The sequence below is a fragment of the Lysinibacillus sp. Ag94 genome (assembly GCF_023242215.1).
Taxonomy (GTDB): Bacteria; Bacillota; Bacilli; order Bacillales_A; family Planococcaceae; genus Lysinibacillus.
The window spans coordinates 2,758,174-2,784,014 of sequence record NZ_CP096780.1; the positions used below are offsets into that span (position 1 = coordinate 2,758,174).

At 37.6% G+C, this 25,841-nt stretch carries 24 protein-coding genes and 1 pseudogene; 6 read left to right on the plus strand and 19 right to left on the minus strand.

Annotated features, from left to right (window positions below):
- Window positions 1–377 precede the first annotated feature (377 nt).
- The 10 genes and pseudogenes from leuD to MY533_RS12780 all read right to left on the minus strand — a co-directional run bounded on the left by leuD (window position 378) and on the right by MY533_RS12780 (window position 12,243).
- Window positions 378–968, minus strand: coding sequence for a 3-isopropylmalate dehydratase small subunit (leuD, locus tag MY533_RS12735; RefSeq protein WP_132359845.1), 591 nt, complete (start codon window positions 966–968; stop codon window positions 378–380).
- Between the two features lie 30 nt (window positions 969–998).
- On the minus strand, window positions 999–2,408 hold the full coding sequence (leuC, locus tag MY533_RS12740) for a 3-isopropylmalate dehydratase large subunit (protein WP_248716255.1): 1,410 nt from the start codon (window positions 2,406–2,408) through the stop codon (window positions 999–1,001).
- A gap of 17 nt (window positions 2,409–2,425) precedes the next feature.
- Window positions 2,426–3,526, minus strand: coding sequence for a 3-isopropylmalate dehydrogenase (leuB, locus tag MY533_RS12745; RefSeq protein ID WP_248716256.1), 1,101 nt, complete (start codon window positions 3,524–3,526; stop codon window positions 2,426–2,428).
- 35 nt (window positions 3,527–3,561) lie between these two features.
- Window positions 3,562–3,744: pseudogene (locus tag MY533_RS12750) on the minus strand (2-isopropylmalate synthase); the annotation flags it as partial.
- A complete protein-coding gene (ilvC, locus tag MY533_RS12755; protein WP_132359851.1) occupies window positions 3,740–4,774 on the minus strand; it encodes a ketol-acid reductoisomerase in 1,035 nt (344 codons plus the stop codon). The gene ilvC and the pseudogene MY533_RS12750, both read right to left, overlap by 5 nt.
- Before the next feature lie 98 nt (window positions 4,775–4,872).
- A complete protein-coding gene (gene ilvN / locus MY533_RS12760; protein ID WP_132359853.1) occupies window positions 4,873–5,388 on the minus strand; it encodes an acetolactate synthase small subunit in 516 nt (171 codons plus the stop codon).
- Window positions 5,385–7,151 carry a biosynthetic-type acetolactate synthase large subunit gene (ilvB, locus tag MY533_RS12765; protein ID WP_248716257.1) on the minus strand — a complete coding sequence of 589 codons (1,767 nt, stop codon included), beginning with the start codon at window positions 7,149–7,151 and terminating at the stop codon, window positions 5,385–5,387. The genes ilvN and ilvB overlap by 4 nt, the downstream gene beginning before the upstream one ends.
- Before the next feature lie 570 nt (window positions 7,152–7,721).
- Window positions 7,722–9,392, minus strand: coding sequence for a dihydroxy-acid dehydratase (gene ilvD, locus MY533_RS12770; RefSeq protein WP_248716258.1), 1,671 nt, complete (start codon window positions 9,390–9,392; stop codon window positions 7,722–7,724).
- 365 nt (window positions 9,393–9,757) lie between these two features.
- Window positions 9,758–11,080 (minus strand): D-arabinono-1,4-lactone oxidase, encoded by a 1,323-nt coding sequence (locus MY533_RS12775; RefSeq protein ID WP_248716259.1) that lies wholly within the window; start codon window positions 11,078–11,080, stop codon window positions 9,758–9,760.
- Window positions 11,068–12,243, minus strand: coding sequence for an amino acid deaminase/aldolase (locus MY533_RS12780; protein WP_248716260.1), 1,176 nt, complete (start codon window positions 12,241–12,243; stop codon window positions 11,068–11,070). Before MY533_RS12780 ends, MY533_RS12775 begins: the two co-directional genes overlap by 13 nt.
- Window positions 12,244–12,650: 407 nt before the next feature.
- Here MY533_RS12780 and MY533_RS12785 point away from each other — a divergent pair, with 407 nt between their 5' ends.
- On the plus strand, window positions 12,651–13,196 hold the full coding sequence (locus tag MY533_RS12785; protein WP_248716261.1) for a cysteine hydrolase family protein: 546 nt from the start codon (window positions 12,651–12,653) through the stop codon (window positions 13,194–13,196).
- Between the two features lie 177 nt (window positions 13,197–13,373).
- The gene (locus tag MY533_RS12790) at window positions 13,374–13,631 is read left to right on the plus strand and encodes a GlsB/YeaQ/YmgE family stress response membrane protein (RefSeq protein ID WP_248716262.1); all 258 of its coding nucleotides are present in this window, start codon (window positions 13,374–13,376) and stop codon (window positions 13,629–13,631) included.
- A 281-nt stretch (window positions 13,632–13,912) separates the two neighbouring features.
- On the opposite strand, the gene MY533_RS12795 is transcribed toward MY533_RS12790, so the two are convergent.
- A complete protein-coding gene (locus MY533_RS12795; RefSeq protein WP_248716263.1) occupies window positions 13,913–14,608 on the minus strand; it encodes a lytic transglycosylase domain-containing protein in 696 nt (231 codons plus the stop codon).
- A gap of 168 nt (window positions 14,609–14,776) precedes the next feature.
- Here MY533_RS12795 and mscL point away from each other — a divergent pair, with 168 nt between their 5' ends.
- Window positions 14,777–15,166, plus strand: a complete 390-nt coding sequence (gene mscL / locus MY533_RS12800) for a large conductance mechanosensitive channel protein MscL (protein WP_248716264.1) — start codon at window positions 14,777–14,779, stop codon at window positions 15,164–15,166.
- 56 nt (window positions 15,167–15,222) lie between these two features.
- On the opposite strand, the gene MY533_RS12805 is transcribed toward mscL, so the two are convergent.
- A complete protein-coding gene (locus MY533_RS12805) occupies window positions 15,223–15,771 on the minus strand; it encodes a Rossmann-fold NAD(P)-binding domain-containing protein (protein WP_248716265.1) in 549 nt (182 codons plus the stop codon).
- Between the two features lie 184 nt (window positions 15,772–15,955).
- Here MY533_RS12805 and MY533_RS12810 point away from each other — a divergent pair, with 184 nt between their 5' ends.
- Together MY533_RS12810 and MY533_RS12815 are read left to right on the plus strand one after the other, a co-directional pair.
- Window positions 15,956–17,089 (plus strand): methionine biosynthesis PLP-dependent protein, encoded by a 1,134-nt coding sequence (locus MY533_RS12810; RefSeq protein ID WP_248716266.1) that lies wholly within the window; start codon window positions 15,956–15,958, stop codon window positions 17,087–17,089.
- On the plus strand, window positions 17,073–18,239 hold the full coding sequence (locus MY533_RS12815) for an aminotransferase class I/II-fold pyridoxal phosphate-dependent enzyme (RefSeq protein WP_248716267.1): 1,167 nt from the start codon (window positions 17,073–17,075) through the stop codon (window positions 18,237–18,239). Before MY533_RS12810 ends, MY533_RS12815 begins: the two co-directional genes overlap by 17 nt.
- An 82-nt stretch (window positions 18,240–18,321) precedes the next feature.
- Here the strand turns inward: MY533_RS12815 and MY533_RS12820 are convergent, their stop codons facing one another.
- Window positions 18,322–18,750, minus strand: a complete 429-nt coding sequence (locus MY533_RS12820; RefSeq protein ID WP_248716268.1) for an NUDIX hydrolase — start codon at window positions 18,748–18,750, stop codon at window positions 18,322–18,324.
- Window positions 18,751–18,840: 90 nt separating this feature from the next.
- On the opposite strand from MY533_RS12820, the gene MY533_RS12825 reads away from it, so the two are divergent.
- The gene (locus MY533_RS12825; RefSeq protein WP_371873353.1) at window positions 18,841–19,305 is read left to right on the plus strand and encodes a GNAT family N-acetyltransferase; all 465 of its coding nucleotides are present in this window, start codon (window positions 18,841–18,843) and stop codon (window positions 19,303–19,305) included.
- Window positions 19,306–19,341: 36 nt separating this feature from the next.
- On the opposite strand, the gene MY533_RS12830 is transcribed toward MY533_RS12825, so the two are convergent.
- The 6 genes from MY533_RS12830 to MY533_RS12855 form a co-directional block, all read right to left on the minus strand.
- On the minus strand, window positions 19,342–19,689 hold the full coding sequence (locus MY533_RS12830) for a cupin domain-containing protein (protein ID WP_248716270.1): 348 nt from the start codon (window positions 19,687–19,689) through the stop codon (window positions 19,342–19,344).
- A gap of 389 nt (window positions 19,690–20,078) precedes the next feature.
- Window positions 20,079–20,231, minus strand: a complete 153-nt coding sequence (locus tag MY533_RS12835; protein WP_082172689.1) for a YpzG family protein — start codon at window positions 20,229–20,231, stop codon at window positions 20,079–20,081.
- Window positions 20,232–20,321: 90 nt separating this feature from the next.
- Entirely contained in the window at window positions 20,322–21,107 is a 786-nt protein-coding gene (locus tag MY533_RS12840; protein WP_248716271.1) for a nucleotidyltransferase domain-containing protein, read from the minus strand.
- A gap of 215 nt (window positions 21,108–21,322) precedes the next feature.
- Window positions 21,323–22,969 (minus strand): sensor domain-containing diguanylate cyclase, encoded by a 1,647-nt coding sequence (locus MY533_RS12845; RefSeq protein ID WP_248716272.1) that lies wholly within the window; start codon window positions 22,967–22,969, stop codon window positions 21,323–21,325.
- Between the two features lie 651 nt (window positions 22,970–23,620).
- Window positions 23,621–24,721 carry a C45 family autoproteolytic acyltransferase/hydrolase gene (locus MY533_RS12850; RefSeq protein ID WP_248716273.1) on the minus strand — a complete coding sequence of 367 codons (1,101 nt, stop codon included), beginning with the start codon at window positions 24,719–24,721 and terminating at the stop codon, window positions 23,621–23,623.
- Between the two features lie 87 nt (window positions 24,722–24,808).
- Window positions 24,809–25,663, minus strand: a complete 855-nt coding sequence (locus MY533_RS12855) for a MerR family transcriptional regulator (RefSeq protein ID WP_248716274.1) — start codon at window positions 25,661–25,663, stop codon at window positions 24,809–24,811.
- Window positions 25,664–25,841 lie beyond the last annotated feature (178 nt).

Here is a 25,841-nt window from a genome sequence, read left to right on the forward strand (position 1 = left end):
TAGTTCCCCCTCGCTTTTACTTAAAAGCTTTTCTTGTAAATGTTTAACTGACTCACCACCAATCGTTAATTAATTTCCGTTCCAACTTATATTCATTACTAACTTATAGCGTCATGACAACAAACTGGGTAACATTCCATTTATTTCCCATAACTCTATTTATATATTATCAAAATATTACTTCAATTGGTTGCGTTTTTTAAATAAACATTCAAATAACTAAAGTCGCTTTTTATTAGAACTATCATTTACAAAGCTATGCGTTCTGCCTGCTACCTGAGCCGTTTCCCCTTCACTCAAGGCGACCCCTTCTTTAAGCAACAAAAAAACTGAAGACAACAAATCCGTCTTCAGTCAAAGGGTAAGCCCTCAATCTATTAAAATACAATACGTTCTGCTTCGTAAGCAGCAATATGTTCTTCGTATTTAAAGGTTAGCGCAATTTCATCCCAACCATTCAGCAATGTTTCTTTATAATAAGGATCGATGCTAAATTTATAAATTGCACCATCTTCACCCGTTACTGTTTGTGCTTCTAGATTGACTTCCATCGTATACGGATTTTCTAAGCCTTTAGCTAGAACTTCATCACACTCTGCTGCAGTTAGTTTGATTGGTAAAATACCATTTTTGAAGCAGTTATTATGGAAAATATCCGCGAATGATGGTGCAATTACGACATTGAAGCCATAGTCTAGGATAGCCCACGGTGCATGTTCTCGAGATGAACCACAGCCGAAGTTATCTTGAGCTACTAAAATTTTAGAGTTTTTATATTCGGGTTTGTTTAATACAAAATCCTTAATTTCATTGCCCTCTCCATCAAAGCGCCAATGGTAAAATAAATACTGACCAAAACCTGTACGCTCAATACGCTTTAAAAACTCTTTCGAAATAATTTGGTCTGTATCGACATTTTTACGATCGAGTGGTGTTATTACACTATTTACGATATTAATTGGTTCCATTTGCAATCATCCCTTCCGTGTAAATAGCATTTACACAGTTTCCTTTACGAATTCACGTACATCCACAAAGTGACCAGCAATTGCTGCAGCTGCTGCCATTGGAGGTGATACTAAGTGCGTACGAGAACCAGCTCCTTGGCGTCCTTCAAAGTTACGATTTGATGTTGATGCACAGCGTTCACCAGCTGGTACTACATCATCATTCATTGCCAGACACATTGAGCAACCTGTCTCACGCCATTCAAAGCCAGCATCTGTAAAGATTTTATCTAATCCTTCTGCTTCTGCTTGTTTTTTCGTCGAATAGGAGCCTGGCACAACGATCGCTGATACATTTTCATGTACCTTACGCCCTTCAATGACATTTGCAGCTGCACGTAAATCACTAATGCGTGAGTTTGTGCAAGAACCGATAAATACGTGTTGAATATCGATTGAAGTTAATGGTTGACCTTCCTCTAAGCCCATGTAGGCTAGTGCTTTGCGCAGAGCAGCTTTATCTGACTCATCCTCATACTCTGACTGTGTTGGTACATTACTTGAAACACCTGAACCCATTGACGGATTCGTTCCCCAAGTGATGATTGGCTCAATTTCTTCTGCTTGAATAATACGAACTGTATCATATGTTGCATCTTCATCGGATGCTAAGCTTAGCCAATAATTTGCTGCTTCCTCAAACTTTTCTCCTTGTGGCGCATGCTTGCGACCACGAATATAGTCAACAGTCGTTTGGTCAGGAGAAATTAGCCCTGCCTTTGCCCCCGCTTCGATTGACATATTACAAATTGTCATCCGTTCTTCCATAGAAAGCTTATGGATAGCCTCTCCAGTGAATTCCACAATATGTCCTGTGCCGACACCGATACCGAATTTCGATATAATTGCTAAAATAATATCTTTGGCAGCAACACCTACCGGAAGCTCACCTTCTACACGAATTTCCATTGTTTTCGGCTTGTTTTGCCATAGAGTTTGTGTTGACAATACATGTTCTACCTCTGATGTTCCAATACCGAAAGCAATCGCTCCGAACGCACCATGTGTAGACGTATGGGAATCACCACAGACAATCGTTTTACCAGGCTGCGTTAAACCTAGCTCAGGTCCAATTACGTGAACAATCCCTTGGTCAGGATGCCCCATTCCTGCAAGTTCAACGCCAAATTCCTCAGCATTTTTAGCTAACGTTTCGATTTGGTTACGCGCAATCGAATCATGAATCGTTGGTAGATTTTTTGTAGGTACGTTATGATCCATTGTTGCAAAGCTTAAATCTGGGCGACGTACTTGACGGCCATTCAATCTTAGACCTTCAAAGGCTTGTGGGGAAGTTACTTCATGAATTAAATGGAGATCAATATATAACAGGTCCGGTTTGCCCTCTTCCTGATAAACGACATGTTTATCCCAAATCTTTTCAATTATATTTTTGCCCATTATCTTCACCTATTTCTTTAAATGTATGTTGTCATAATGCTTTCTGAAACAAAGCTTGTATCTATCTCGTTAATGACTTTATCTGTCCATTCATTCGTCGAAAGTATACGACTACCATCACGTGCAAGATCTGCTGTGAAATAGCCATCATCAAATACTGCACTTACAGCACGTTCGATTTCTGCAGCCTCTTCTTTTAAGCCAAATGAATATTGTAGCATCATGGCCACTGAAAGAATGGTTGCGGCAGGGTTTGCTACACCTTGACCTGCAATTTCTGGCGCTGAGCCATGTACTGGTTCATATAGACCAAAATTATCTCCGCGAATAGAAGCAGATGGTAGAACGCCTAAAGAACCTGTAATAACAGAGGCTTCATCACTTAAAATATCTCCAAACATATTTTCAGTAACGACCACATCATAATAACTAGGGTTTGTAATTAATTTCATAGCAACTGAATCTACTAAATTGTGCTCTACTTGAACATCTGGATACTCTTTTTTCTTCGCTTCTACAACTTCGCGCCATAAACGACTTGTTTCAAGTACATTCGCTTTATCAACAGAGCATAATTTGCCTCCACGTAAACGTGCTAATTCAAAGGCATTTTCAACGATACGTTCAACTTCAGCAGTTGAGTAAACCGTTGTATCTATCGCACCATTCTCAGTACGCATACGTGGTTCCCCGAAGTATACGCCGCCTGTTAATTCACGTACAATCATTAAATCGACGTTTTCGGCTACTTCACGCTTTAATGGCGAAGCATCTAGTAAACTCGGGAACGCCTTTACTGGACGTAGATTTGCGAATAAATCGAAATGTTTGCGAATGCGTAATAGTCCTTTTTCTGGACGTAATTCCGGTGGATTATTATCCCACTTCGGACCACCGACGGCTCCCAGTATAACTGCGTCACTATTTTCACACATCTCAATTGTTTCATCTGGTAGTGGATTATTGTGTTGGTCGATGGCAGCGCCTCCGATTGTTGCATAACTTAAATGGAATGTATGGTTGAATCGCTTACCAATCACCTGCAATACACGTACAGCAGAAGCAACAACCTCTGGCCCTATTCCGTCACCAGGAAGTACTGTAATTTTTTTCTCCATCGTCAAAACACCTTTCTTTGTATAGCGTTGAACTATACTAAATTTGCAATACGATTTACCGCCTCAAAGTCACCTGGTGACGAAGCAGGAAAACCTGCTTCAATAATTGTCACTCCTAGGCGCTCCAGTTGCTTGGCGATTTCATTCTTCTCTGCTGTGTTTAGATTAATACCAGCAGATTGTTCGCCGTCGCGAAGTGTTGTATCGAAAATATCAATTTTTCGTACTTGTAGCCACTTCTCTTACAACCTTTTCTTTACCTTCGTTGATGAATGGCATCATAGCACGTAATTTAGCACCAACTTCTTCGATTTGGTGGTTTGCACCAGCTTCTTTGAATTTTGTATATTCTGGACGACCGTTTTCATTTTCTTGAATCCAACGGCGAGCGAATGTACCATCTTGGATATCCGTTAATACATCTTTCATACGAGCTTTAACGGAGTCATCGATAATGCGCGGGCCTGCAACATAGTCGCCCCACTCTGCTGTATCTGATACTGAGTAACGCATTGTTGCCATACCACCCTCAAACATCAGGTCGACAATTAATTTTAGTTCGTGAAGTGTTTCAAAGTATGCTAGCTCTGGCTGGTAGCCTGCTTCTACTAAAGTTTCAAATCCTGCTCGAACTAATTGCGTAGCACCGCCACAAAGTACAGCTTGCTCACCGAATAAATCAGTTTCAGTTTCTTCTTTGAATGTTGTTTCAAGTAAACCACCACGAGCTGCACCGATTCCTTTACCGTAAGCAAGAGCTAAATCTTTTGCTTGACCAGTTGCATCTTGATGAATTGCGAATAAACCTGGTACACCAGCACCTTCTTGGAATTGACGACGAACTAAGTGTCCTGGACCTTTCGGAGCAACTAAAAATACATCTACATCTGCTGGTGGTGTAATTTGACCGAAATGAATGTTAAAGCCGTGTGCAAACATAAGTGCTTTACCCGCTTCAAGATGTGGAGCAATTTCAGCCTCATATACCGCTTTTTGGCGCTCATCTGGAAGTAAAATCTGGATAACATCTGCTTCTTGCGCTGCTTCCGCAACAGTCTTTACATCTATTCCATCCGCTTTAGCTGCATCGAATGATCCGCCTGGGCGAACTCCTACAACTACATCGAATCCTGATTCTTTAAGGTTTAATGCATGTGCATGACCTTGTGAACCATAACCGATGATTGCGATTTTCTTTCCTTTTAATACTTCCTCGTTGATGTTTTGTTCATAGTACATAGTAGCCATTGTTTTTTCCTCCTAATTTTGGGTTTGTTTTTTTCAACCTCAGATGCAAGGAAGCCAACAAGGGCTATGCATCCAAAGCTGTGAATTTTATATGCAAACTATTTTAAAATAGAGAGCTGCGCATTTGAGATTTTTTGTGTTTCACGAACAGATGCTGTAGCCCCTGTACGCGTTAATTCTTTAATACCATAAGGTCGAATTAGTTCAATAAAGGCATCAATCTTATCTGGATCTCCTACCACTTGATATGTGACAACGTTTTTCGCTGTATCAATAATTTGAGGACGGAATGGTTCCACGATTGAATTCATTTCTAGTCGTAAGTTTGGTGGTGAAATTACCTTCACAAGCGCTAACTCGCGTAGCACGATTGATTTATCTGTAATATCATTGACCTTTAATACATCAATTTGCTTCGATAATTGCTTCACTAGCTGTTCAATTTTACGCTCATCCTCAACGTTTACAACAAAAGTCATTTTCGAAAAGTTTGGTTGCTCTGTATGACCAACTGTAATTGATTCAATATTAAATTGACGCTTCATAAGTAAGCCTGTTACACGATTTAACACACCGCTTTGGTTAATCACTGTTACTGTAATTACTCGTTTCAATTCTTTTTCACCCCAATCATTTCATGTAGGCCTTTTCCTGGTGCTACCATTGGGTAAACACATTGGCTCTGTTTTACACGACAATCAATTAATACGGGCTCATCGGAAAGTAGTGCCTCACGGAAAATACTTTCCGCTTCATCGATTGTGTTTATTCGGTAGCCTTTAAGACCATATGCATCCGCTAATTTAACAAAATCTGGTTGGATCGGCATTAATGAAGATGAATAACGCTGCTCATAAAATGTTTCTTGCCATTGGCGTACCATTCCTAGACAGCTATTATTTAAAATCACTACTTTTACCGGTAAGTTGAATTCTTGTAGTATGGAAAGCTCTTGCGCAGTCATTTGGAATCCTGCATCACCTACAATGGAAACAACTTTTTTGTCTGGCTTCGCAAACTGGGCGCCAATTGCAGCTGGGAAGCCGAAGCCCATCGTACCAAGTCCACCAGACGTTACCCATCCGTGATCATTGTTTAAGCGATAATATTGCGCAGCCCACATTTGATGCTGTCCAACATCTGTAGTGACAATTGCGTCACCTTCAGTAATATTATGCACGAGCTCTAGTGCTTCCTGCGGTAAAATCTCTTTGTCCCCTGGCTCCTTGCTGTACCATAATGGATATTCTTTGGCATGGTTATTTAAGTACGCTAGCCATTCAGTTGTATTAGGACCATCAAAGTCCTTTTTCAATAATGCTTTTAATGCTTCTTTGGCATCTGCAACGATTGGAATATCTGTCGGCACGTTTTTTCCAATTTCCGCTGGATCAATATCGATGTGTATAATTGTTGCATTTGGAGCAAATGTTGCTAAATTACCAGTTAAACGGTCATCAAAGCGAGCTCCGATATTCAACAGTAAATCTGATTTTGTAATAGCTGTGTTCGCTGTTGCAGTTCCATGCATTCCTGCCATACCTATGAATAATTCATGCTCTCCATGAATTGAACCTAGTCCTAATAGCGTGTTTGCTACTGGAATTTGATATTTTTCAGCGAATGCTGTTAACTCTTCTTTAGCATCTGCAAAGAGGACACCAGCTCCAGCTAAAATGATTGGATTTTTAGCCAGTGAAATCGCCTGAATAGCCTTTTGAACTTGTAAATAATTCGGTTTGTATGTGGGCTGATAACCCGGTAAATAGATTTCATCGGGAGCCTGTGGTGGATTCTCCACATCAAATAACATTTGAGAAACGTTTTTCGGGAAATCCACTACAACAGGACCCTTCCGACCAGTGCTGGCAATATGGAAAGCCTCTTTAACAATACGCGGGATATCATTAACATCCTGTACCTGATAATTGTGTTTCGTAATAGGTGTCGTAATGCCCATAATGTCCGCTTCTTGGAAAGCATCTGTACCAATCACAGATGTTGAAACTTGACCTGTGAATACAACTAATGGAATGGAATCAATCATTGCATCAGCAATACCAGTTACTAAGTTTGTTGCCCCCGGACCGCTTGTCGCAATAACAACACCTGTTTTATTGGAAACACGCGCATAACCTTCCGCTGCATGGATTGCGCCTTGTTCATGTCTAGTTAAAATATGACGAATCGGATTTTTATACATTGCATCATAGATTGGTAGTACCGCTCCACCTGGGTAACCAAAAACAATTTCAACACCTTGTTCATGCAGTGCTTGCACTAATACGTCAGCACCATCTTTCGCTTGATAGGTTTGTTCAGCTTTTGCCGTTGTTGCTAATTCTTCTTTCTCATTAATAGAAACATTCGTACTCATCAAATAGGCCTCCTTCTTATCATTCAATTTCACATCAGTCATGTGCATCATTGAAGTATTACAAACTGGCTATCTCCTTGAAAAGAGATGACAGAGTCTTTTTACGTCCTAAAAAAATAAAAAGCCTTTTTCTCCACACGCAAAGAATTACCTTACGTAGGGATGAAAAAGACTTTCCATGGTACCACCCTTTTTTATAGCAAATAATTGCTACCTCGTGAATAAATAGTAGCATTTATGCACCAACGCGAAATTTTTCGCATCCAATACGGTGTCATAAATTATTTATTCATTAATAACGAGCACTTTCGATTATGCCCGGAGCTATCTAATAGCGAACACGCGTTTAATAGCTCACTCAGAGGGGATGTCGGATCTAGTTGTATTGCCGGCTTCCAGCACGACCGGCTCTCTGGTAATACAAGGCTCTAGAACCTTTAACCTCATCAACGCTTTATCTTTATCAATTGTGCCTTGGCATAATTGCGTCTGGAATCGGCTTTGTGCTTGCACAAAGAACTCCTTTCCGATTCCATGACATCCGCCGGAGGCTTTAACTTCTGAAAGAAGTTAAATTTTCATAACGCCACCTGTAGAAGCGCTTGTTACTAATTTTGAATATCTTGCTAGCCATCCGCGCTTAATTTTCGGTTCAAATACCGGTAGTTTTGCACGACGTTCAGCGAATACTTCATCTGAAACTTCTAAATTAATAGTACGATTTGGTAGATCAATTGTGATAATGTCACCGTTCTCTACTAAAGCAATTGGACCACCTTCTGCTGCCTCTGGTGAAATATGTCCGATTGAAATACCACGAGATGCACCTGAGAAACGTCCATCTGTGATTAACGCAACCTTTGTGCCAAGCCCGCGACCTTGTATCGCAGACGTTGGTGCAAGCATTTCAGGCATCCCTGGGCCACCTTTTGGTCCTTCGTAGCGAATGACGACTACATGGCCCTCTTTAACTGTGCCGTTATCAATATTTTCCTGTGCAGCTTCTTGTGAATCAAAGACGATTGCTTCGCCTCTAAATACTTTAATAGAAGGGTCTACAGCTCCTACTTTAATAACAGAACCATCTGGCGCAATATTACCAAATAACACTGATAAACCACCAACTGGGCTATATGGATTGTCTTTCGTACGAATAACTTCAGCATTTGTAATATGATAATCTTTTATAAGCTCACCCATTGTTACACCTGCAACTGTTGGTCGATCTGGGTGAATGGCACCTGGGATAGATGCTAATTCATTAATAATGGCACTAACGCCACCTGCTTTATTAATATCATCCATTGAAATATCTGAAGCAGGCATGATTTTCGCTAGATATGGCACACGTTCTGCCACTTTATTTATATCTTCAATGTTATAATCGATTTCAGCTTCATTGGCGATTGCTAATGTATGAAGGACTGTATTTGTCGAGCCCCCCATCGCCATATCAAGTGCAAATGCATCATCAATTGCTTCTTTAGTAATAATGTCACGAGGTTTAATGTCCTCTTTAATCATGCGGACTAATTGTTTAGCAGCTTCTTTAATAAGCTTATGGCGCTCTTCAGAAGTAGCTACGATTGTTCCATTACCTGGTAAAGCTACCCCTAGCATTTCCATTAAGCAGTTCATAGAGTTTGCAGTAAACATTCCTGAACATGAACCACATGTTGGGCATGCATTGTTTTCAATATCTAACAGCTCTTCAGCTGACATTTTGCCTGATTTATGAGCCCCTACACCTTCAAAAACGGATGTTAATGACAATTGCTTGCCAGTAACCGATGTTCCTGCCTCCATTGGACCACCAGATACGAAAATGGACGGTACATTAGTACGAACTGCTGCCATTAACATTCCCGGTGTGATTTTGTCACAGTTAGGAATATAAAATACGCCATCGAACCAATGTGCATTTATAACTGTTTCAGCGGAATCTGCGATAATTTCACGACTTGGTAAAGAATAACGCATCCCAATGTGACCCATTGCAATACCATCATCTACACCGATTGTATTAAATTCGAATGGAATACCACCCGCTTCAATGATGGCCTCTTTGACTACATCAGCAAATGTACGCAAATGAACGTGACCTGGTATAATGTCGATATATGAATTACAAACACCAATAAATGGCTTACCTAAATCTTTCGCTTTTACTTTGCCTGTTGCATATAAAAGACTTCGATGTGGCGCACGATCTACGCCTACTTTAATCATGTCACTTCTCATTTTAAACGCCCCTCATTTACCTCATTTATTGCTATGTTCGTTGCTATATACGAAATGTTCTGTCTATTCCATTTTTACGTATATGTTAATCTCTTTTGAGATTACTAACTGCTGTAACGAACGTTTTAAATTGTTGTAATCATAGTACGAAAAAAAGGTCTAGTCAACAGTATTTTTAGAATTGTTTGAACAATTTAAATAATGCATAAAATTTGAAATCGTTTTCATGCTGATTAAGTGTCATTTTTATCTCGCTTTGAAGAATATTTTGACATTTTGTTCAAATTTTATTTTTTTAAATAATCTATCAATAATGTTACCAAATCCTCCAAAAGTGGTTGGACAGCTTTTTAACGAGATCGCGCTTATAACGTAAATAATTTTCTTAAGTACCCTGTCAAAAACACATGATCAGGATCATATTGTCTTCGAATAGCTAAAAATTTCTCGATATTTGGATATAGCTCGTAGACATATTTAGCCGTTAAATGACTTAGTTTGCCCCAATGCGGTCGTCCTTTATATTTCTTCATCATCGTATGGACCCATTCAAAATAAGGATCTTCCTGCATTCCTTTATACATATGGAAGGCAATAAACGCTGATTCTTGTCCTTGGGTAGGACTTAAAAAACCAGCTTCTCCTGCCGTTGTCCGACATTCTACCGGAAAATGTACATTAAAAACCCCACTTTTAAAGGTTGCGTGGATCTCTTCTATACATGCACCAAATTGTGCTAACGGAATAGCATATTCACTTTCCTGGAACTTCACGCTACGTGGAGATGGATAAATTTCATAGCTTATCCCCGTTTTCTCCCCCTTCACAACATTGGCTGCTGCTAATTTACTCATAGTGCCACTTAACGCAGGCTTCCATTTACAAAGTTCAGACATAGCAAAAAAAGCACCGTTCTCTACTATTTGAAGCTTCAATGTTTCGATTCTCTTATTCCAATTATTCTGATAAACAGGCGCTTTAGCGTTCATGCGCTTCACTTGAATGGTTTCGCTACCAGGGAAATAAAACCACTCAACATGTCGATGCTGTCGAATATCTTCAGCAAACATCGCCAGCCCATTTGCTAAAGTATCCTTTGTGCTCACATAATGTAAGCTATAAAGAGGTATCACCTTGATCGTTACTTTCACAAGCACACCAAGCATACCAAGTGAAACATGCAAAGCTTCAGATAAATCATCCATTCCTCTCGTATGCTCCCTATAAGTACCTGTACCATCTACAAACCCCCATCTTGTTACAGCTGAGGATAACGAACCGAGTGTTACACCTGTTCCATGGGTACCCGTTGACACTGCTCCTGCAATCGTTTGCTCTTGAATATCCCCCATATTGATTAGGGCAAATCCATGCTTCGCAAGCAATGGACCTATTTCATATAAATACGTTCCAGCCCACAGTGTCGCCTCTTGCTTCTCCTCATTTACAGCTATGAGCCCACGCATATTATGTAAAGAAAGAGCTATATGTTCAGGCATCGCAACAGCGCTAAAGGAGTGGGCTGCACCTGTGACACGAATCGTTTTTCCTAATTCACGTGCATGCTTCACGATATTTGTTACCTCTTCAATAGAGCGAGGCAAGTACATCTCAGATGGATAAGAGATAACATTACCAGCCCAGTTTGTCCATTTCTCACCATTTTTCCACTTATCTATAGAAAACATTGTCCATCCCCCCTATAGGTTGTATAAGCTCCTACATACTTGTCTCCTCTAATTCCATGTAGTTCTTGAAATCTTTCACAAAGTTCACCAGCCTTCGCATGTCGAAAATAAAGCGTGTCTCCTATATTAACTGTTTTACGCTTTACCTTAACGGGTGTTTGAACTTCTCCTGCTCCTTCTAAACTAAGATATGAAAAAAAGGTCGGCTCATAGAATACCGGTAAACGATCAGCACTAATTGCCCCAGACGCCGTATAGCCTCCACCATGACAAACAACAATATTTCTTTCTGGCTTTCTTGTTACACTTAAAGCAAATCCGGCTGCCTTTTCCAGCTGTAGATGCGTAAATTGATCAAACAAAGCTGGAGCATAAAATGCAGAGCCAACCGTAATTTCTGTTATTTCCTTCTGTTGAGCCGTGTATGCCATACTTCCTGAACCCCCACCATTCACAAAGTGCAAGCTTGGAAAATATGCTTTTATATGCGCAATTGCTAATCTACGAAACTGGGTAACCTGTTTTTTAGCTTGCAATTGCATTACTTCAATAAATTTTCCTTTAACAGCATTGACTGGACGATTACCGACTCCTGCAATTTGAGCCTCATAGCCCATCGCTCCAACCACCTTAATAAATTCTTGCTTTTTAATATAGTCGAGGAATGGTGTAAGTGACTCAAGTGAATGAAGAGAAGAACGTTTTGTACCAAAATAAAGCAACTTAAAATCGTTAGATACATTAATATCAATACATACTTGCACGCGGACACCTAGCTCTTGCCCTAGCTCCGCCAAAAATCTGACATGTTCCCGCTTATCCACCATAAAGGTGACCGTTTTTCCCGCCTTTACGAAAAGTAATAACTGACGAACAGCAGCTACCTCCATCACCGGATATCCTATTAATAAATCATCAAAATGCTGTTGCAGTAAAAATATTGTTTCTGCCGCTGTAAACGTCATCAATCCTGTCACATTGGGTACATTCTTTTGTAAATAACGTAATATCTCCACAGAACGAACTGATTTCGTAGCGATACGTATATTTTTCTGTCCACAAGCATTTTGTACAGTTGAAATATTGTGATCCAATGCATCAAAATCCAACCAAGCAAATGGACGTTCTAGTTCATGAAACGCGTGATTAAATCTAGTGGTCATGCTATCATTCCTTTATTTGTACTTTGTCTTTAATATTTAAAAATTATATTAAAACAATAAAAAACAACCGTGGACATTAATCAAATTTGCCTTCACGGTTGTTTTAATAATGGACAAGCATTTAACTCACCTTTCTATTATGTTAAGAGATTACGAGGAAAATATGAAATCCGCTGCTAAATTTAATAATACTAGCAGATGTATGCCTGCAATCAGTAATCCTTGGCGATTTAAACGTTTCATAGCTGTCATATTCATATAGACCACTCTCCTTTTTTCACATTATACTCTCAGAAAAATCAATTTTCAAACTATTCGTAATATTAAATAAGAATCATTTTTCTGACAAACAGGCCCAAATATGGCATGATAAAAGTGAAATTATACCTATAGGGAGAGTGAAAAGGTTGAAAAAGGCTTTATTAGTTATTGATTATACGTATGATTTTGTCGCTTCTGATGGAAAACTAACTTGTGGAGAGCCCGGTCAAGCATTAGATAACAAAATTTCATCCTTAATTCAAAAATTTATGACTGAAAACGAATTTGTCGTTTTTGCGAATGATTTACACGAGGAAGATGATCCGTTCCATCCTGAAACAAAGCTGTTTCCCCCTCATAATATTCGCGGCACGAAAGGACGTCATTTATTTGGGCAAGTTGGCGAAATTTACAAGCTTCACAAGGATAAAGTTTTGTGGCTCGATAAAACCCGCTATAGCGCTTTTGCCGGAACTAATTTATCGATTTTATTGAATGAGCGAGGCATCAAAGAAATTCATTTAGTTGGCGTTTGTACTGATATTTGTATTTTACATACAGCAGTTGATGCTTATAATTTGGGCATTTCAACAGTTGTTTATGCAGATGGTGTTGCAAGTTTTGATGCTGCAGGTCATGAATGGGCATTACGTCACTTTGAACAGACATTAGGCGCAACAGTAGTTAAGTAATTCATTTTCGCCTTCCACCTTCAGAAAAGAGAATCTTCTGTACATGCTGCTACGGTACAAAAAAACATTATCGTGAATTTGTAATAATTACTAACGAAGCAGACGCGGTTAATTTACTTCATTCAGGGCATAACTAAGCAATCGCCATTATATCTTAATTTTAAGGAGATGAAAAAAATGATTAGCTTCATTTGGTATTTAATCATCGGCGGAGTATTAGGTTGGTTAGCTGGCGTAATTTTAGGTAAAGATGTACCTGGCGGCATCATTGGAAATATTGTTGCAGGGGTTGTGGGTTCTTGGATCGGTAGTATGATTCTTGGCAACTGGGGTTGGCGAGTTAGTAACTTTTACGTATTCCCAGCATTAATCGGTGCGGTCGTTCTGATCTTCATCGTAAGCCTTATTCTAAAAAGTATGCGTAAAGCAACCTAAATATGTAGTAAAGAGCCATCATTTTTGATGGCTCTTTACATATATTTTTGATCAAGAAAATACGTTTTACATGAGTTTGCGCATATTTATCGAATTTCTCTTTTTTAAATTACATAACAGGCGATTAGCAATAGAACAAAGCCTAAATCGGATTCCATTCTTCGTGACCAACACCATATTGGCCAAAAGACCATGCGAGCATCGCGAGTGAATGGTTCATCGGATGCCCCCATGGAAGTGCCATGTAGAAACGGAAATCACCGCCTATATTTTGAGTTTTTTTACTTTTCTTTATAAACGACTGCTTCCTTTAGCTCATCATGATAGTCGTTATACAAATTGAAATAATGTAAAACCTTTTTAACATACTCATCGCTATGATTGTATTTAAAAACAGCTTGCTTTATATGACCATCTGCTGCACCATTTTTCGATAAATAATTCGCAGCACTGAATATAGCATCCTCAATATCATAAGGATCTGCTATGCCGTCTCCATTGGCATCTACGCCATATCCACCATATTTTTTTATGGTTTCTGGATTTATTAATTCAGCCTTCAATATATCCCCTTTTCCTAACCCCGAGCAGGAAGGGTGTTGCCAGCCGACAAAAGTACAAGGCATAAATTGCATCGGTCCCTCTGCCCCAGCTGGTGAAACAAGCGACTTCATTGAGGAAAATCGTGTTTCAATTCGATGATGGGCAGCAAGTAAAGTCCAAGGTACACCGTATTTCTCTTCTGCTGCTACATAGATCGGAATATATTGCTCTGGAATTTTCATATCGAAATTTTGTTGAATTTCTTCTAATGCTTTTTCCCGCGCTATTTTTTCAAATATAGGTAATGTTTGCAGCTCCTTCCATGCAAAAAAAGCGAAAACACAAACAGTAATCGCTATTGGTATTAATAAAGCTATCATGCCCAATTGAGCGGAAGGCGATAGCATTGGTTTTTTCTTGTTTTTTTTCGCCATATGTCACACCTAATCTTTTATTCTATTTCTATATTACCAAAATTTTTGATTATATAGCAGATTTTTCGGTATATAATTACCACTACTTTAATAGTTGAAAAGAAAGGGAAAAATATAGTAAAATATAATTCGATTATTTTATATGGATAATAATAGGAGGAATTGATTTTGTGGAAAGACTTTAAAGAATTTGCTATGAAAGGTAATATTGTCGATCTAGCAGTAGCAGTAGTAATTGGTGGTGCTTTCGGTAAAATTGTTACCTCTTTAGTTGAAAATATCATTATGCCATTAGTCGGTGTTTTAACTGGTGGTATTGATTTAACAGAAAGTTTTAAGTATGGCTCAGGTGATGCTCAAGTAAAATTAGGCGTATTTTTACAGTCAATTCTTGACTTTTTAATAATCGCATTTGCAATTTTCATGGCATTACGAATTATGACTAACCTATCTCGTAAAAAAGAAGAGGCTGTTGTGGAAGAACCAGCACCAGAATTAGATGCTAAAGAAGAGCTTCTAAAAGAAATTCGTGATTTATTAAAAAAAGAACAAGCTTAAAAAGAATCTGTCTAATTACCACTACTCTTCAAAGGTAATAGACAGATTCTTTTTCTTTAAGGGCGTAAATTCCATGGTTCAAAAACGCCAACATGTTTCTCTGGTATTTCATGTTCTATTGCATCAATAATTCCTTGGGCAATTTCACTATTTGTTAGCCATCTTGAAGAGTTATTGTCTTCAATGATAAACCCTAGTTTCACCACTCTATAAGTTATGTTAGAAGGGATATTATTTTTTGTACGTTCATTATTTACGTAAGAACGACTCCCTTTAATATGATATAAAATCACATTCTTCGTGTTAGGAATTGCTCGAAAAAGCGACTCCCAGACTCTTATATCAGAGCCATGAATCCAAGCAATAACACAATCAAACGAACCATGTGTTTCTTGAGACTCTATTAACGCCGTTCTAAAGCTATTATAGATCGTATAATCAACTAGTAACGGTGACAATTTCGAAGAATAGTCCGCTTCATTTATCAAACTTTGCATTTTGTTGTGTTGTCTCCCGATAACGGTTACATGATTTCCTTGCTGTATAAGCCATAAAGAAACATCCTTTAGCATTCCTGTTCCACCTATTACTAAGCAATGTTTCATCGTTTCTTCCTCCCGCTCACATTTCCTACTATTCCTAGATGATTTAATATAAACAATCTCGCTAATTTTCTGAAATTATCTTGTTCTTCTTTAGTATACATGTTAAATTGGTAACAATTATTGAGAATATGGGAAAAGAAGTAATAGACTCCCCTTTTATTATAATGAAGAAAAGAGTGACGACATGACAAACAGCAGAAGTATTGAAACAAAACTTGTACAACTTGGGAATTTAAGTGACCCTAGAACTGGCGCTGTCAGCCCACCTATCCATTTATCGACAGCTTATAAACATACAGGTATCGGTGAATCCACTGGTTTTGACTATACGCGTACAAAAAATCCAACTCGTGCTCTATTAGAAGCAGGAATTGCCGATTTAGAGGGCGGAGATGCGGGCTTTGCCTGTAGCTCAGGGATGGCAGCTATTCAATTAGTTCTATCCTTATTTAAGCCTGGTGATGAATTAGTGGTGCCTGATGATTTATATGGTGGTACATATCGACTTTTTAATTTCTTTGAAGACACATACAATATTAAGCCTGTCTACTCAAAATTTGAATCCGTTGAACAGGTAGAAGCATTAATCAACGACAATACGCGTGCTCTATTTATAGAAACGCCAACAAATCCGCTTATGCAGGAATTTGATTTGCAAGTATATGCAGAATTAGCTCACAAGCATGGGGCTTGGTTAATTGTCGACAATACGTTTTATACACCATATTTCCAACGTCCAATCGAAATAGGCGCAGACATTGTCATTCATTCGGCTACTAAATATATTGGTGGACATAATGATGTATTAGCTGGTTTAGTTGTCGCAAAAGGTGCTGAATTAGCAGAACGCATTGGCTTTATTCATAATGGCAGCGGCATGGTTTTAGGTGCAATGGATTCCTGGTTACTTATTCGCGGATTAAAAACGATGCATCTTCGATTAAAGCAGCACGATGCAAACGCCAAAGCAATCGCCTCATATTTAGAGGAAGAAGAGCTTGTAACAGACGTGCTATACACAGGAAAAGGTGGCATGCTTTCATTCCGCTTAGCAAAGGCGGCGTGGATTGACCCATTCCTTCGAAACTTGAAGCTAATTACTTTTGCTGAAAGCCTTGGTGGTGTTGAAAGCTTTATTACATATCCAGCTACTCAAACACATGCGGACATGCCTTATGAGGAGCGTATTGAACGTGGTGTATGTGACCGATTACTACGATTTTCTGTTGGCGTTGAAGAGGCTGAAGATTTAATTACGGATTTAAAACAAGTATTCGGTACCCTTAGAAAAGAGGTTAAAAATGAAGCAGCATATTGAAACAAGCCTAATTCACGCAGGTGTCCGTGACGGCTATGAAAATAAAAAAGGTGCAGTCAATGTGCCTATGTATGTATCATCTACTTTCCATCAGGAGTGTATCGATGAATTCGGCGAATATGATTATGCACGTTCTGGCAACCCTACGCGGGATGCATTAGAAAAAGCAGTAGCTGAGCTAGAAGGCGGCGTACGTGCCCATGCATTTTCTTCAGGGATTGCTGCTGTATCTGCAGCATTAATGCTATTATCTCAGGGAGATCATATTGTCATTACGGAGGATGTATATGGCGGAACATACCGCTTCGTCTCTAAGGTGTTACCACGCTTTGGTATTTCTCATACTTTCGTTGATTTCACAGATTTAGCAGCAGTAGAAGCAGCCATAACACCAGCTACAAAGCTACTCTATATGGAAACACCGTCAAATCCAACACTTGGCATCACAGATATTCGCGGAGTCGTAGCACTTGCCAAGCAGTATAATTGCTTAACTTTTTTAGATAATACGTTTATGACACCTTTACACCAACGTCCACTTGAGCTAGGTGTCGATGTTGTTATTCATAGTGCGACAAAGTTTTTATCTGGGCACTCTGATATTATCGCGGGATTGACAGTAACAGCTGACGAGAAGCTAGGTCAGGATCTGTACTTTATCCAAAATTCATTTGGCAATATATTAGGTGTACAGGACTGCTTTACTCTATTGCAAAATATTAAAACAACCGATGTGCGTTTTAGTCGTTCTGCTGAATCGGCACAAAAGATTGCAGAGTTTTTAGCTACAAATCCCGTTGTCGAGCAAGTTTACTATCCGGGACTTGCATCACATCCTGGCTATGAGATTCATCATAGTCAGTCCACGAGTGCAGGTGCAGTACTATCCTTCCGCCTACCAAGCTATGGAGCTGCAAAAGCGCTAGTAGAGGCGATGAAAATTCCAGTTTTCGCTGTCTCACTTGGTGGCGTTGAATCCATTTTATCCTACCCTGCTAAAATGAGTCATGCAGCAATGGAGCCTGAAGAGCGTGCAAAACGTGGTATTACTGATGGACTTTTACGTTTCTCAGTAGGACTTGAGCATGTTGACGATCTAATCGCCGATTTCGCTCAAGCATTAGAGGTAGTTGTCGCAAAGGTTTTATAACCACAAAACAACCGCGTTTCCGATTTACGGAACGCGGTTTTGTTCATTAAATGTACCTTTTTAATATGTTTGTGCTGAACAATCAGTTGTTCACACGAGCTAACACTCTATATAAATAATCTCCATGTCCCTTCACCAAAGTTACTTCTTGTTCATTCGTTATCCAGTAAAATGAAAATTCTAAGCCTGCTTCGTTTACACCTGTCGGACAATGCTCCCAGGAATCTCGTTCTTCATTTGTCGTTAAATGATAAAAATAGCGTTTTTGTAATAGCCCTGAGTGATGATTAAAATAATCCTGGGCAATTAACCCCTTTACTTCTAAAAAAGATAAACCTGTCTCTTCAAACATCTCTCGCGTTACTGCTTCTAGTGGCGTTTCCCCTTCCTCTACCGTGCCTTTAGGAATTTGAATTCCTGCTCCTTCTGTATTTTGCTCAAATACTAGCACTTGTAACTGACCCTCATGCTCTCTCGTAATATAGCCAAATGCCTTTTCAACAACTTGCATGAAGTCATCTCCTTTCGCGTCATTTAATGTTACAATAAATAGAAAAATTGGAATTGCAGGTGAAAAGTATTGATATCAATTATACGGCATATGCAAAAGAATGACATCATTTCTGTACAAGAAATTGCCAAAAAGAGTTGGCATCAAACATACAAGGGAATTATCCCAATTGAGATTCAAGATCGTTTTTTACAAGCTGCTTATAGTAGTGATCGATTACTAAGTCGTTTAGAAAAAAGTCTATTTTTAGTTGCTATACTTGAAGAATCACTAGTAGGCTTTGCAAATTTTTCAAATGTTGTAGAGGGGGAAGCAGCACTTTACTCCATCTATTTACTTCCAGAAATTCAGGGCAAAGGAATTGGTACAGCCCTATTACAGGAAGGGATCAAAATGCTTCCAGATTTAACATCACTATTAGTTTGTGTAGAAAAGGAAAACACAAAGGGCATGAACTTTTATCAAGCGAAGGGCTTTAAGAAATTGGAGGAGTTTGATGAGCTATTTAATGGTCATTTATTAAAAACAGTTAAACTAGGGTTAAATATAACTTAGTGTAATGGAGCTTTAACTTACCCCGTTACACATTTTTTATGTCATCTTTGCAAGATTGATTTGCTCTGATTGGATGACAAGTGCTGTTAACCCTGAATTACTGCCAGATTCATATGCTTCGCCTGTTTGCCAAAGAACACCTTCTCCAGTTTTTATAAATACTTTCTCTTGATCCTCACCACAAACCCATCCTTCACCTTGAATTACAATAAATAACTGTGGTACAGGCGCCTTATGCATCCCAACGACACCACCAGGCTCTATATACATGAAGCCAATATTTGTAGGCTCCTCTGTTTTCATGATTTTCCTATAAAAAGCATCTATCGATTGATAATTAGTAATTCGGTTAGCCAATTTTTGTGTGAAATTATATTTTTTCATGTAAGGATTTCCCTTCAAATTTTCACTACTATCTTGTACATTAAAATATCATCTATATATTCATTTACAAGGCTTCAGCATCTTCTTGAGAAGCAACCCTAATTTTGATATTTTCTGTCATTAATCCACTCTCCTTTTTACCGTTCCGATTGTTATAGCATCCTGTTCTTTTTTACTGTTTGAGAATTTACACCCTTAGTTTAAACATTCGTATATTGGAGAAAATTAACCGTATTAGTATAGGACGTTATCTTCATAATAAAAATGACTCCCTCTTTATTTGTGTTAAAGACTATATATAAAATAATAGTTGGATAAATTTACAATTTTAAGAAAATAAAAAACCCAGAATATTTTCTGGGCTTGATGACACTTACTTTTCTAGCTGATTAAAACTGACGGGCTTTTGCTTCACTTCTCAATATACGGTTATGGAGGGTAATCTCCGTTTCACCATTTACTTGAGATTTTGAGCGTTTAATCCTTGACCAGTTGCGGTGGATTTTCTGAGATTTTGGGTCTAATTGTTCGAACCTACTCATTTGCCATCCTCCTCATCAATATAGACTTCATAAGTGAAACCTTTTTTAGTATGACCTTACAATTAATAATTATTCAATTTCACATCACCATTATCCCCAAACTTCTTGCAATGTACTTCTAAATAACGCATCTAATTTTTGTGTAGGATCATCGACTTTAACATGAAGATTTTTACAGTATGTCTCAATATGCAGTATTTCTTTATCTAAATATTCATTGATGCTGTCAATTCGCGGCTCCATCTTTAGTTCATCACCTGCCATTTTTCTCTGTAAAAGTTGCTGAATTTCCGTTTTTAAAGGGCCCTCAGAAATTATTTCATTTAACAATTCCTGAAATTCAATTGGTGGAACCGTATTTTTTTGTTCGATCCATTTACATGCTAAGATTGGTCTTAGGACATAGAAATATTTTTTTATTTTTACTTCTGAGCTCTGTAAATACTCACGATAATTGTTTTTCGCCATATTTAAATAGTGATATAAGCTTGCATTTGGATAAAATACTTCTCTTTCTAATGATCGTACATTGTCAATAAATGAATATTGTTGGTCATAAATAATATTGCTTCGTAACCATTCTAAAAGAGGTGGATTACTTTTGCGAAATAACCTTAGTGCTTTTGTTATTTCCCATCCACTAATATCCAACAAATCATTGATTGGTACTTCTATAACATCCCTCTTTGCGCCAATTCCTTGAGGGTCGATTGAAAGATACCACTGAGGTTCATGTATATATATGAAACGAACATCATAATCACTATCCTTAGATGGAAATCCCCAAGCACGACTACCAGATTCTACAGCATATAAAATTTTCACTTGATACTCATTTTCAATTTCTTTTAATTTACTTAGTATAATTTCCTTCATATAAATACCACTTTCCTAATTTAGTTTTATCAATTATGCCTCGGCATAATTGGCTCCGATACCGGCTTTGTGTTTAGCCTGCAAATGCTTCTTGTGCGAAAGCGCAGTGCTAACGTAGCGACAGCAACAGATGTTTCTTATGCGAAAGAACAGGGTTTGGTAGACTCTGTACCTGTCGCTACGCTTTCGGTACAAAAAAATATCGCTTAAAGAAGTTAAAGCATTTGTCTTGTATCAATTATACCTGTTTTATCACATATCCTAAGTTGGTTTCGACCGCTTTCCTTTGCAATATAAAGTGCTTGATCCGCCTTGTCAAGTAGCTCGTAAAATGTTGAAATATTTTCAGAATCACCGTATCCTGCAATGCCAATACTCACTGTCACATTGATCTCAAAATCCGCAATATAAGGATGTTCTTCAACTTGTTGCCGAACTCTTTCCGCAATTTTCACTGCACTCTCTAACGTAGTATTTGGAGATAAAATGACAAACTCCTCTCCCCCATACCTTGTAACAATATCGATTCTTCGCACAGAATTGGTAATGATGGTTGCGACATGCTTTAGCACTTCATCACCGATTAAATGTCCATAGGTATCATTAACCTTTTTGAAAAAATCAATGTCAATCGCTATACATGAACAATGGTGTTGTTCTTCTAAACATTTCTGAAAAGCAAGCTCTCCCTGCTCAATCAAATAACGACGATTATACAGCTTCGTCAACTGACAGGTAATCGATAATTCTTTCAATAAAATAGTATCTTTTCTCACTTTGTCGCTCATTTCATTGAAGGACGCACAAAGCTCCTGAAATTCTTGCGCGTATGGTGTCAGCTGTTGGTCATTTATTTGATATTCATAAAAACCTTGTTCTACCTTTCTAACACCTGTTAGAAGCTGCTGGATAGGTTCTTCAATTCTTTTAGAGAGATGTAACATCATTTTTATCATAAAAAATGATCCTACAACTAAACAAATGGTTATCCATAAAATTCTATTGAATAATGGTGTATATGCCTCTAGTAGACCAATTTCTGATATAATAAACCATTTTCCTCCATTTATAGGCTTACTTTTAGCAAGAACCCACTTATTATTCGCGTCTTTATAAAGCTCGAGGCCGCTTGTTTTATTTTTTAAAGCTGCGTTTAGGATATGGTCATCAACTAAATAATTTCCTGAAGACCGTTGTCTTTTATTGTTAAATTCAGAGAGCATAGTACCTTCTTGGTCAATAATATAAGCATGACCTAAAAAGCCTACTCTCGATTCTTGCAGCAGTTGATTGATGATATCTAAATTTACTGCGCCAAAAACTACACCATTGAATTGTTGCTGTGCATTAAGAATCGGTGAAGCAAATGCAATAATAGGCTGCTTTGTAACTTTACTTATTAAAATATCTGTTATGTATGGTTGTTTCGTTTTTTTAGCAACTTGAAAATACTTTCGGTCATTAACATCCATGCTAACACCATTTTTACTGTATTTAGTAACTGTATCAACTTGCACGATGCCCTCTTTATTGACGAATATTAAGTCTGTGAAATTTGTTTTTTCTTTAAAATCTTGAAAAAATTTTTGTGATTTTTGAAAATTATAGTCCTTGACAAAATCAAAATTAGCTATTGTATGTATATCACTGGATCGCTCTGCTAACCAGCTTTCAAAAAAATAGGATTGAGCATCCAAATAATGCGCCATCTTTTCATTTTGATGTTGAATGGTTTGTTGATATTCAATATAAAGCGTTGGAATAAAAATACATAGACCAGTAATAAAAGTGATCCATACAAGTGCTCGATGAAGCTGACCTTTTATTGTGTTTGGCTGTGGAAACTTTTTTAAAACCCTCAAAACACTAACCTCCAAATTAATCTAAATATTTCCTTAAAATGGGCAATAAATAGTAATTTACTCATTAAAAATACCACAACCGTAAAATTGCGGCAGTGATAAATTTAACTTCTTTCAGAAAATGTTTTGGTAGCAAAAGCAAAGCGTCAGCTACAATTTTGCCGAGGCATAATTAATTAGTTTATAAAATTTATTGCAACAAAATTTGGAGAGTATATAAATACAGCCGCAACAATGGGCACTATTGTCAAAGAGGTATAGCCAAGTGGCATATCAAAGACTATTTATATTACATAACTAGTTTCTACTTTTAATAGACCCATTAATACTATTGAGCTTATCATAAAAATTAATTTTTTCATTTCAAACTCCTTCTATAATCATTACTAAATTCCCTTAAATTAATAAACCTAACGTTTTGAGTGTTGGATTCATTTAAAACATTGTAAACAGCTTCAGTAATAATTAAATTACCGTACCAGTTATTACAGTAGAAAATATCACTACCATCCCACTCTTTTTCATCTACGCTTAACCCTTCTCAAATTTAAGACCTCACAAATATAAGCTGAACTAATCCGAATTAGTTCAGCTTTTTAAATAAATTGTTATAAAATTATTAAAAATCAAGAACAGTTTTTTTGTTGTTTATTATTTTATGATTTTCCAAAACTCTGCTCCATAGCTTTTATTATTAAATTCAACAGATGTTTGCGTTTTCGCAAAATTCTCACCAATGTCTATCTTGTTTACCTGATTTTGTAATGGTGAGCCAAATGAAAATTCCATTTGCAAATCAGTAAGATTAAACAAAATTGAATGTACTGTTCCAAAGCCTTCTTTGTAATTATGGACAGACAATCCTTTAGGGAACTCTGTTAAAAGAAGTCCTCGGATTTCATCGATAGGTCTTTTTCCACTTTCTTTAAATTTCTCCTCTAAAATATTATATCTTAATTGAGAATGCTCGAGCTTGCCAGGCTCCATTTCTTGTATTGTGGAAAATAGTCCGTGGTTAGTTGCAATAAGATAATCTAGTTCTGCACGTTTAACCTCTTTTATTCCGTCATATGTTCCAATCAAAGCTGCATCGCCATTCGCATCAGCAATAAGTAAATTCATATTCGTTCCTACGGGCATAGTGTTAACCATATAAATTGCTTCTTCTACATTTCCGCAATTTTCTAACAGCGCTCTAACAATAACCATAAACTGTAATCCAGGTACTGCTGGTGGTCTCATTCCAGGATATTTGCCAATGGGCATGCCACAAGATGCATATGCAACACATAGCCCCTTCTCATTTAAACCTTCACTTCGACCGAATGTCGAAACTGAAAATCCTGTATGAGCATATTTCCCTTTAACACGAGTAGTACATAAGCGCATATCCGAAATATCAGGCGATAAATCATAATTTCTTAAAACATATGTTTTACCATCTGCCATCTTTCCAGGTAAAATAGCCCCTAAACTACATCCCCCAGGCATTAACCATGCATTTTGATAAAAATTTAGTTGTTCAGGCGTATAGCCAAAGCCTTCTGCAAAGCCTTCTAATTCCTTATTTAAACCTGGGCAATACTGCTCTATTTGTGCTTTCATTTCAAAATAAGCGTTGTCAGCAGTTAAATTTTCCGTAAAGAATAGTGATTTTGCAAAAGGATTCTTTTGAAACTCTCGCGCTTGTTGTTGTCCAATCTCATATGAACTACCTTTAAGAAATGCAAACTGTCCTGTATTTGTTTTCATCGATATACCCCATTCTATATTTAAGTAGCAAGACATTTCTTACCTTGCTAAATACAGAATAAAGTCTCCAGCTACTGGAGAGTTTAGCTAGTTTCTTAGTTTCACAAATACTGTTGTCAAAAATTCATTTGGATGTAGCTCAATATTTGGTTTAATATTAATTGGATTTACAACTTCAGTTGGGATTAAACCTTTTATGTACTGCTCCATAAATGTCCCTGCTGCCCGAAGAGATTGCTCAGTCAACCATTCCTGCAAGCGACTATAGCCAAAATGTAACTCTGAATACGGTCCCGTTACATTTATACAAGCATACTTGCCTTCTGATATTACTTTAATATACTCCCCTTGTTGAGTTGCTTTTACTGGTAACAGTAGTTCAACATCTGCTATATTTTGGTTCCTGTCCCTTTGGTGAAAAATTGCAACAAGCGCCCCGTCTATCTCAAATTGATACGCATATATTCGTTCAAATAATTTTTGAACTAGCTTATCCATTTCTATAATATGTATCTTTTCACGGATAGAAAACACCTGTATGTTTGGACGTTCTTCTATGTAACAACTTGATAATGTTGGCTTTGACTTTGGATTAAACGTCTCAGTGTTCCTAATTGAATTTTTCACTTGGACAATATTTTGAAGTTGTTCAGCGATTACTTTTTGTTGGTGCTCTAATTCCTGAACTTTTTTATTTAATCTTATCTCTAAATCTTGCTTATCACTTTCCCCTTTAATAATCTGTTCAATTTCGTTTAATGAAAAATGGCAATGTTTAAGTACCTGTATAGTATTTAGCTCTTTCATTTTATCGTAATCATAATAACGATAGCCTGTTACTTCATCTATCAAGGATGGTTCGAGTAATCCAAGATCGCTATAATAACGAATCGTTTTTATAGGAACATTACACAGTTTCGAAAATTTCCCAATGCTATACATAATAAAACCTTCTTTTCAAATATTGTTGAATTCGATTAACCCGCTTAGTTATTACTATATCGTACGATAAAAATATGGTAAATGATTTAACAAATAACATCCCGAGCCAAAAAAGAGTATGCTCTGATTTGAGCATACTTCTTTTGTTAGATACTAATTGATACTAATTGTGAGCATT

What these genes read in the sequence shown, in the direction of transcription:
- MY533_RS12815 (WP_248716267.1), top strand. Translation starts at nt 17,073, where the DNA reads ATGAAGCAGCATATTGAAACAAGCCTAATTCACGCAGGTGTCCGTGAC.
- MY533_RS12780 (WP_248716260.1), bottom strand. Translation starts at nt 12,243, where the DNA reads ATGACCACTAGATTTAATCACGCGTTTCATGAACTAGAACGTCCATTT.
- MY533_RS12820 (WP_248716268.1), bottom strand. Translation starts at nt 18,750, where the DNA reads ATGCAAGTTGTTGAAAAGGCATTTGGCTATATTACGAGAGAGCATGAG.
- leuC (WP_248716255.1), bottom strand. Translation starts at nt 2,408, where the DNA reads ATGGGCAAAAATATAATTGAAAAGATTTGGGATAAACATGTCGTTTAT.
- MY533_RS12805 (WP_248716265.1), bottom strand. Translation starts at nt 15,771, where the DNA reads ATGAAACATTGCTTAGTAATAGGTGGAACAGGAATGCTAAAGGATGTT.
- ilvB (WP_248716257.1), bottom strand. Translation starts at nt 7,151, where the DNA reads ATGAGTACGAATGTTTCTATTAATGAGAAAGAAGAATTAGCAACAACG.
- MY533_RS12810 (WP_248716266.1), top strand. Translation starts at nt 15,956, where the DNA reads ATGACAAACAGCAGAAGTATTGAAACAAAACTTGTACAACTTGGGAAT.
- ilvD (WP_248716258.1), bottom strand. Translation starts at nt 9,392, where the DNA reads ATGAGAAGTGACATGATTAAAGTAGGCGTAGATCGTGCGCCACATCGA.
- MY533_RS12795 (WP_248716263.1), bottom strand. Translation starts at nt 14,608, where the DNA reads ATGGCGAAAAAAAACAAGAAAAAACCAATGCTATCGCCTTCCGCTCAA.
- MY533_RS12855 (WP_248716274.1), bottom strand. Translation starts at nt 25,663, where the DNA reads ATGTATAGCATTGGGAAATTTTCGAAACTGTGTAATGTTCCTATAAAA.
- ilvC (WP_132359851.1), bottom strand. Translation starts at nt 4,774, where the DNA reads ATGGCTACTATGTACTATGAACAAAACATCAACGAGGAAGTATTAAAA.
- MY533_RS12825 (WP_371873353.1), top strand. Translation starts at nt 18,841, where the DNA reads ATGCAAAAGAATGACATCATTTCTGTACAAGAAATTGCCAAAAAGAGT.
- MY533_RS12835 (WP_082172689.1), bottom strand. Translation starts at nt 20,231, where the DNA reads ATGAGTAGGTTCGAACAATTAGACCCAAAATCTCAGAAAATCCACCGC.
- MY533_RS12775 (WP_248716259.1), bottom strand. Translation starts at nt 11,080, where the DNA reads ATGTTTTCTATAGATAAGTGGAAAAATGGTGAGAAATGGACAAACTGG.
- MY533_RS12850 (WP_248716273.1), bottom strand. Translation starts at nt 24,721, where the DNA reads ATGAAAACAAATACAGGACAGTTTGCATTTCTTAAAGGTAGTTCATAT.
- leuD (WP_132359845.1), bottom strand. Translation starts at nt 968, where the DNA reads ATGGAACCAATTAATATCGTAAATAGTGTAATAACACCACTCGATCGT.
- leuB (WP_248716256.1), bottom strand. Translation starts at nt 3,526, where the DNA reads ATGGAGAAAAAAATTACAGTACTTCCTGGTGACGGAATAGGGCCAGAG.
- MY533_RS12830 (WP_248716270.1), bottom strand. Translation starts at nt 19,689, where the DNA reads ATGAAAAAATATAATTTCACACAAAAATTGGCTAACCGAATTACTAAT.
- MY533_RS12790 (WP_248716262.1), top strand. Translation starts at nt 13,374, where the DNA reads ATGATTAGCTTCATTTGGTATTTAATCATCGGCGGAGTATTAGGTTGG.
- MY533_RS12840 (WP_248716271.1), bottom strand. Translation starts at nt 21,107, where the DNA reads ATGAAGGAAATTATACTAAGTAAATTAAAAGAAATTGAAAATGAGTAT.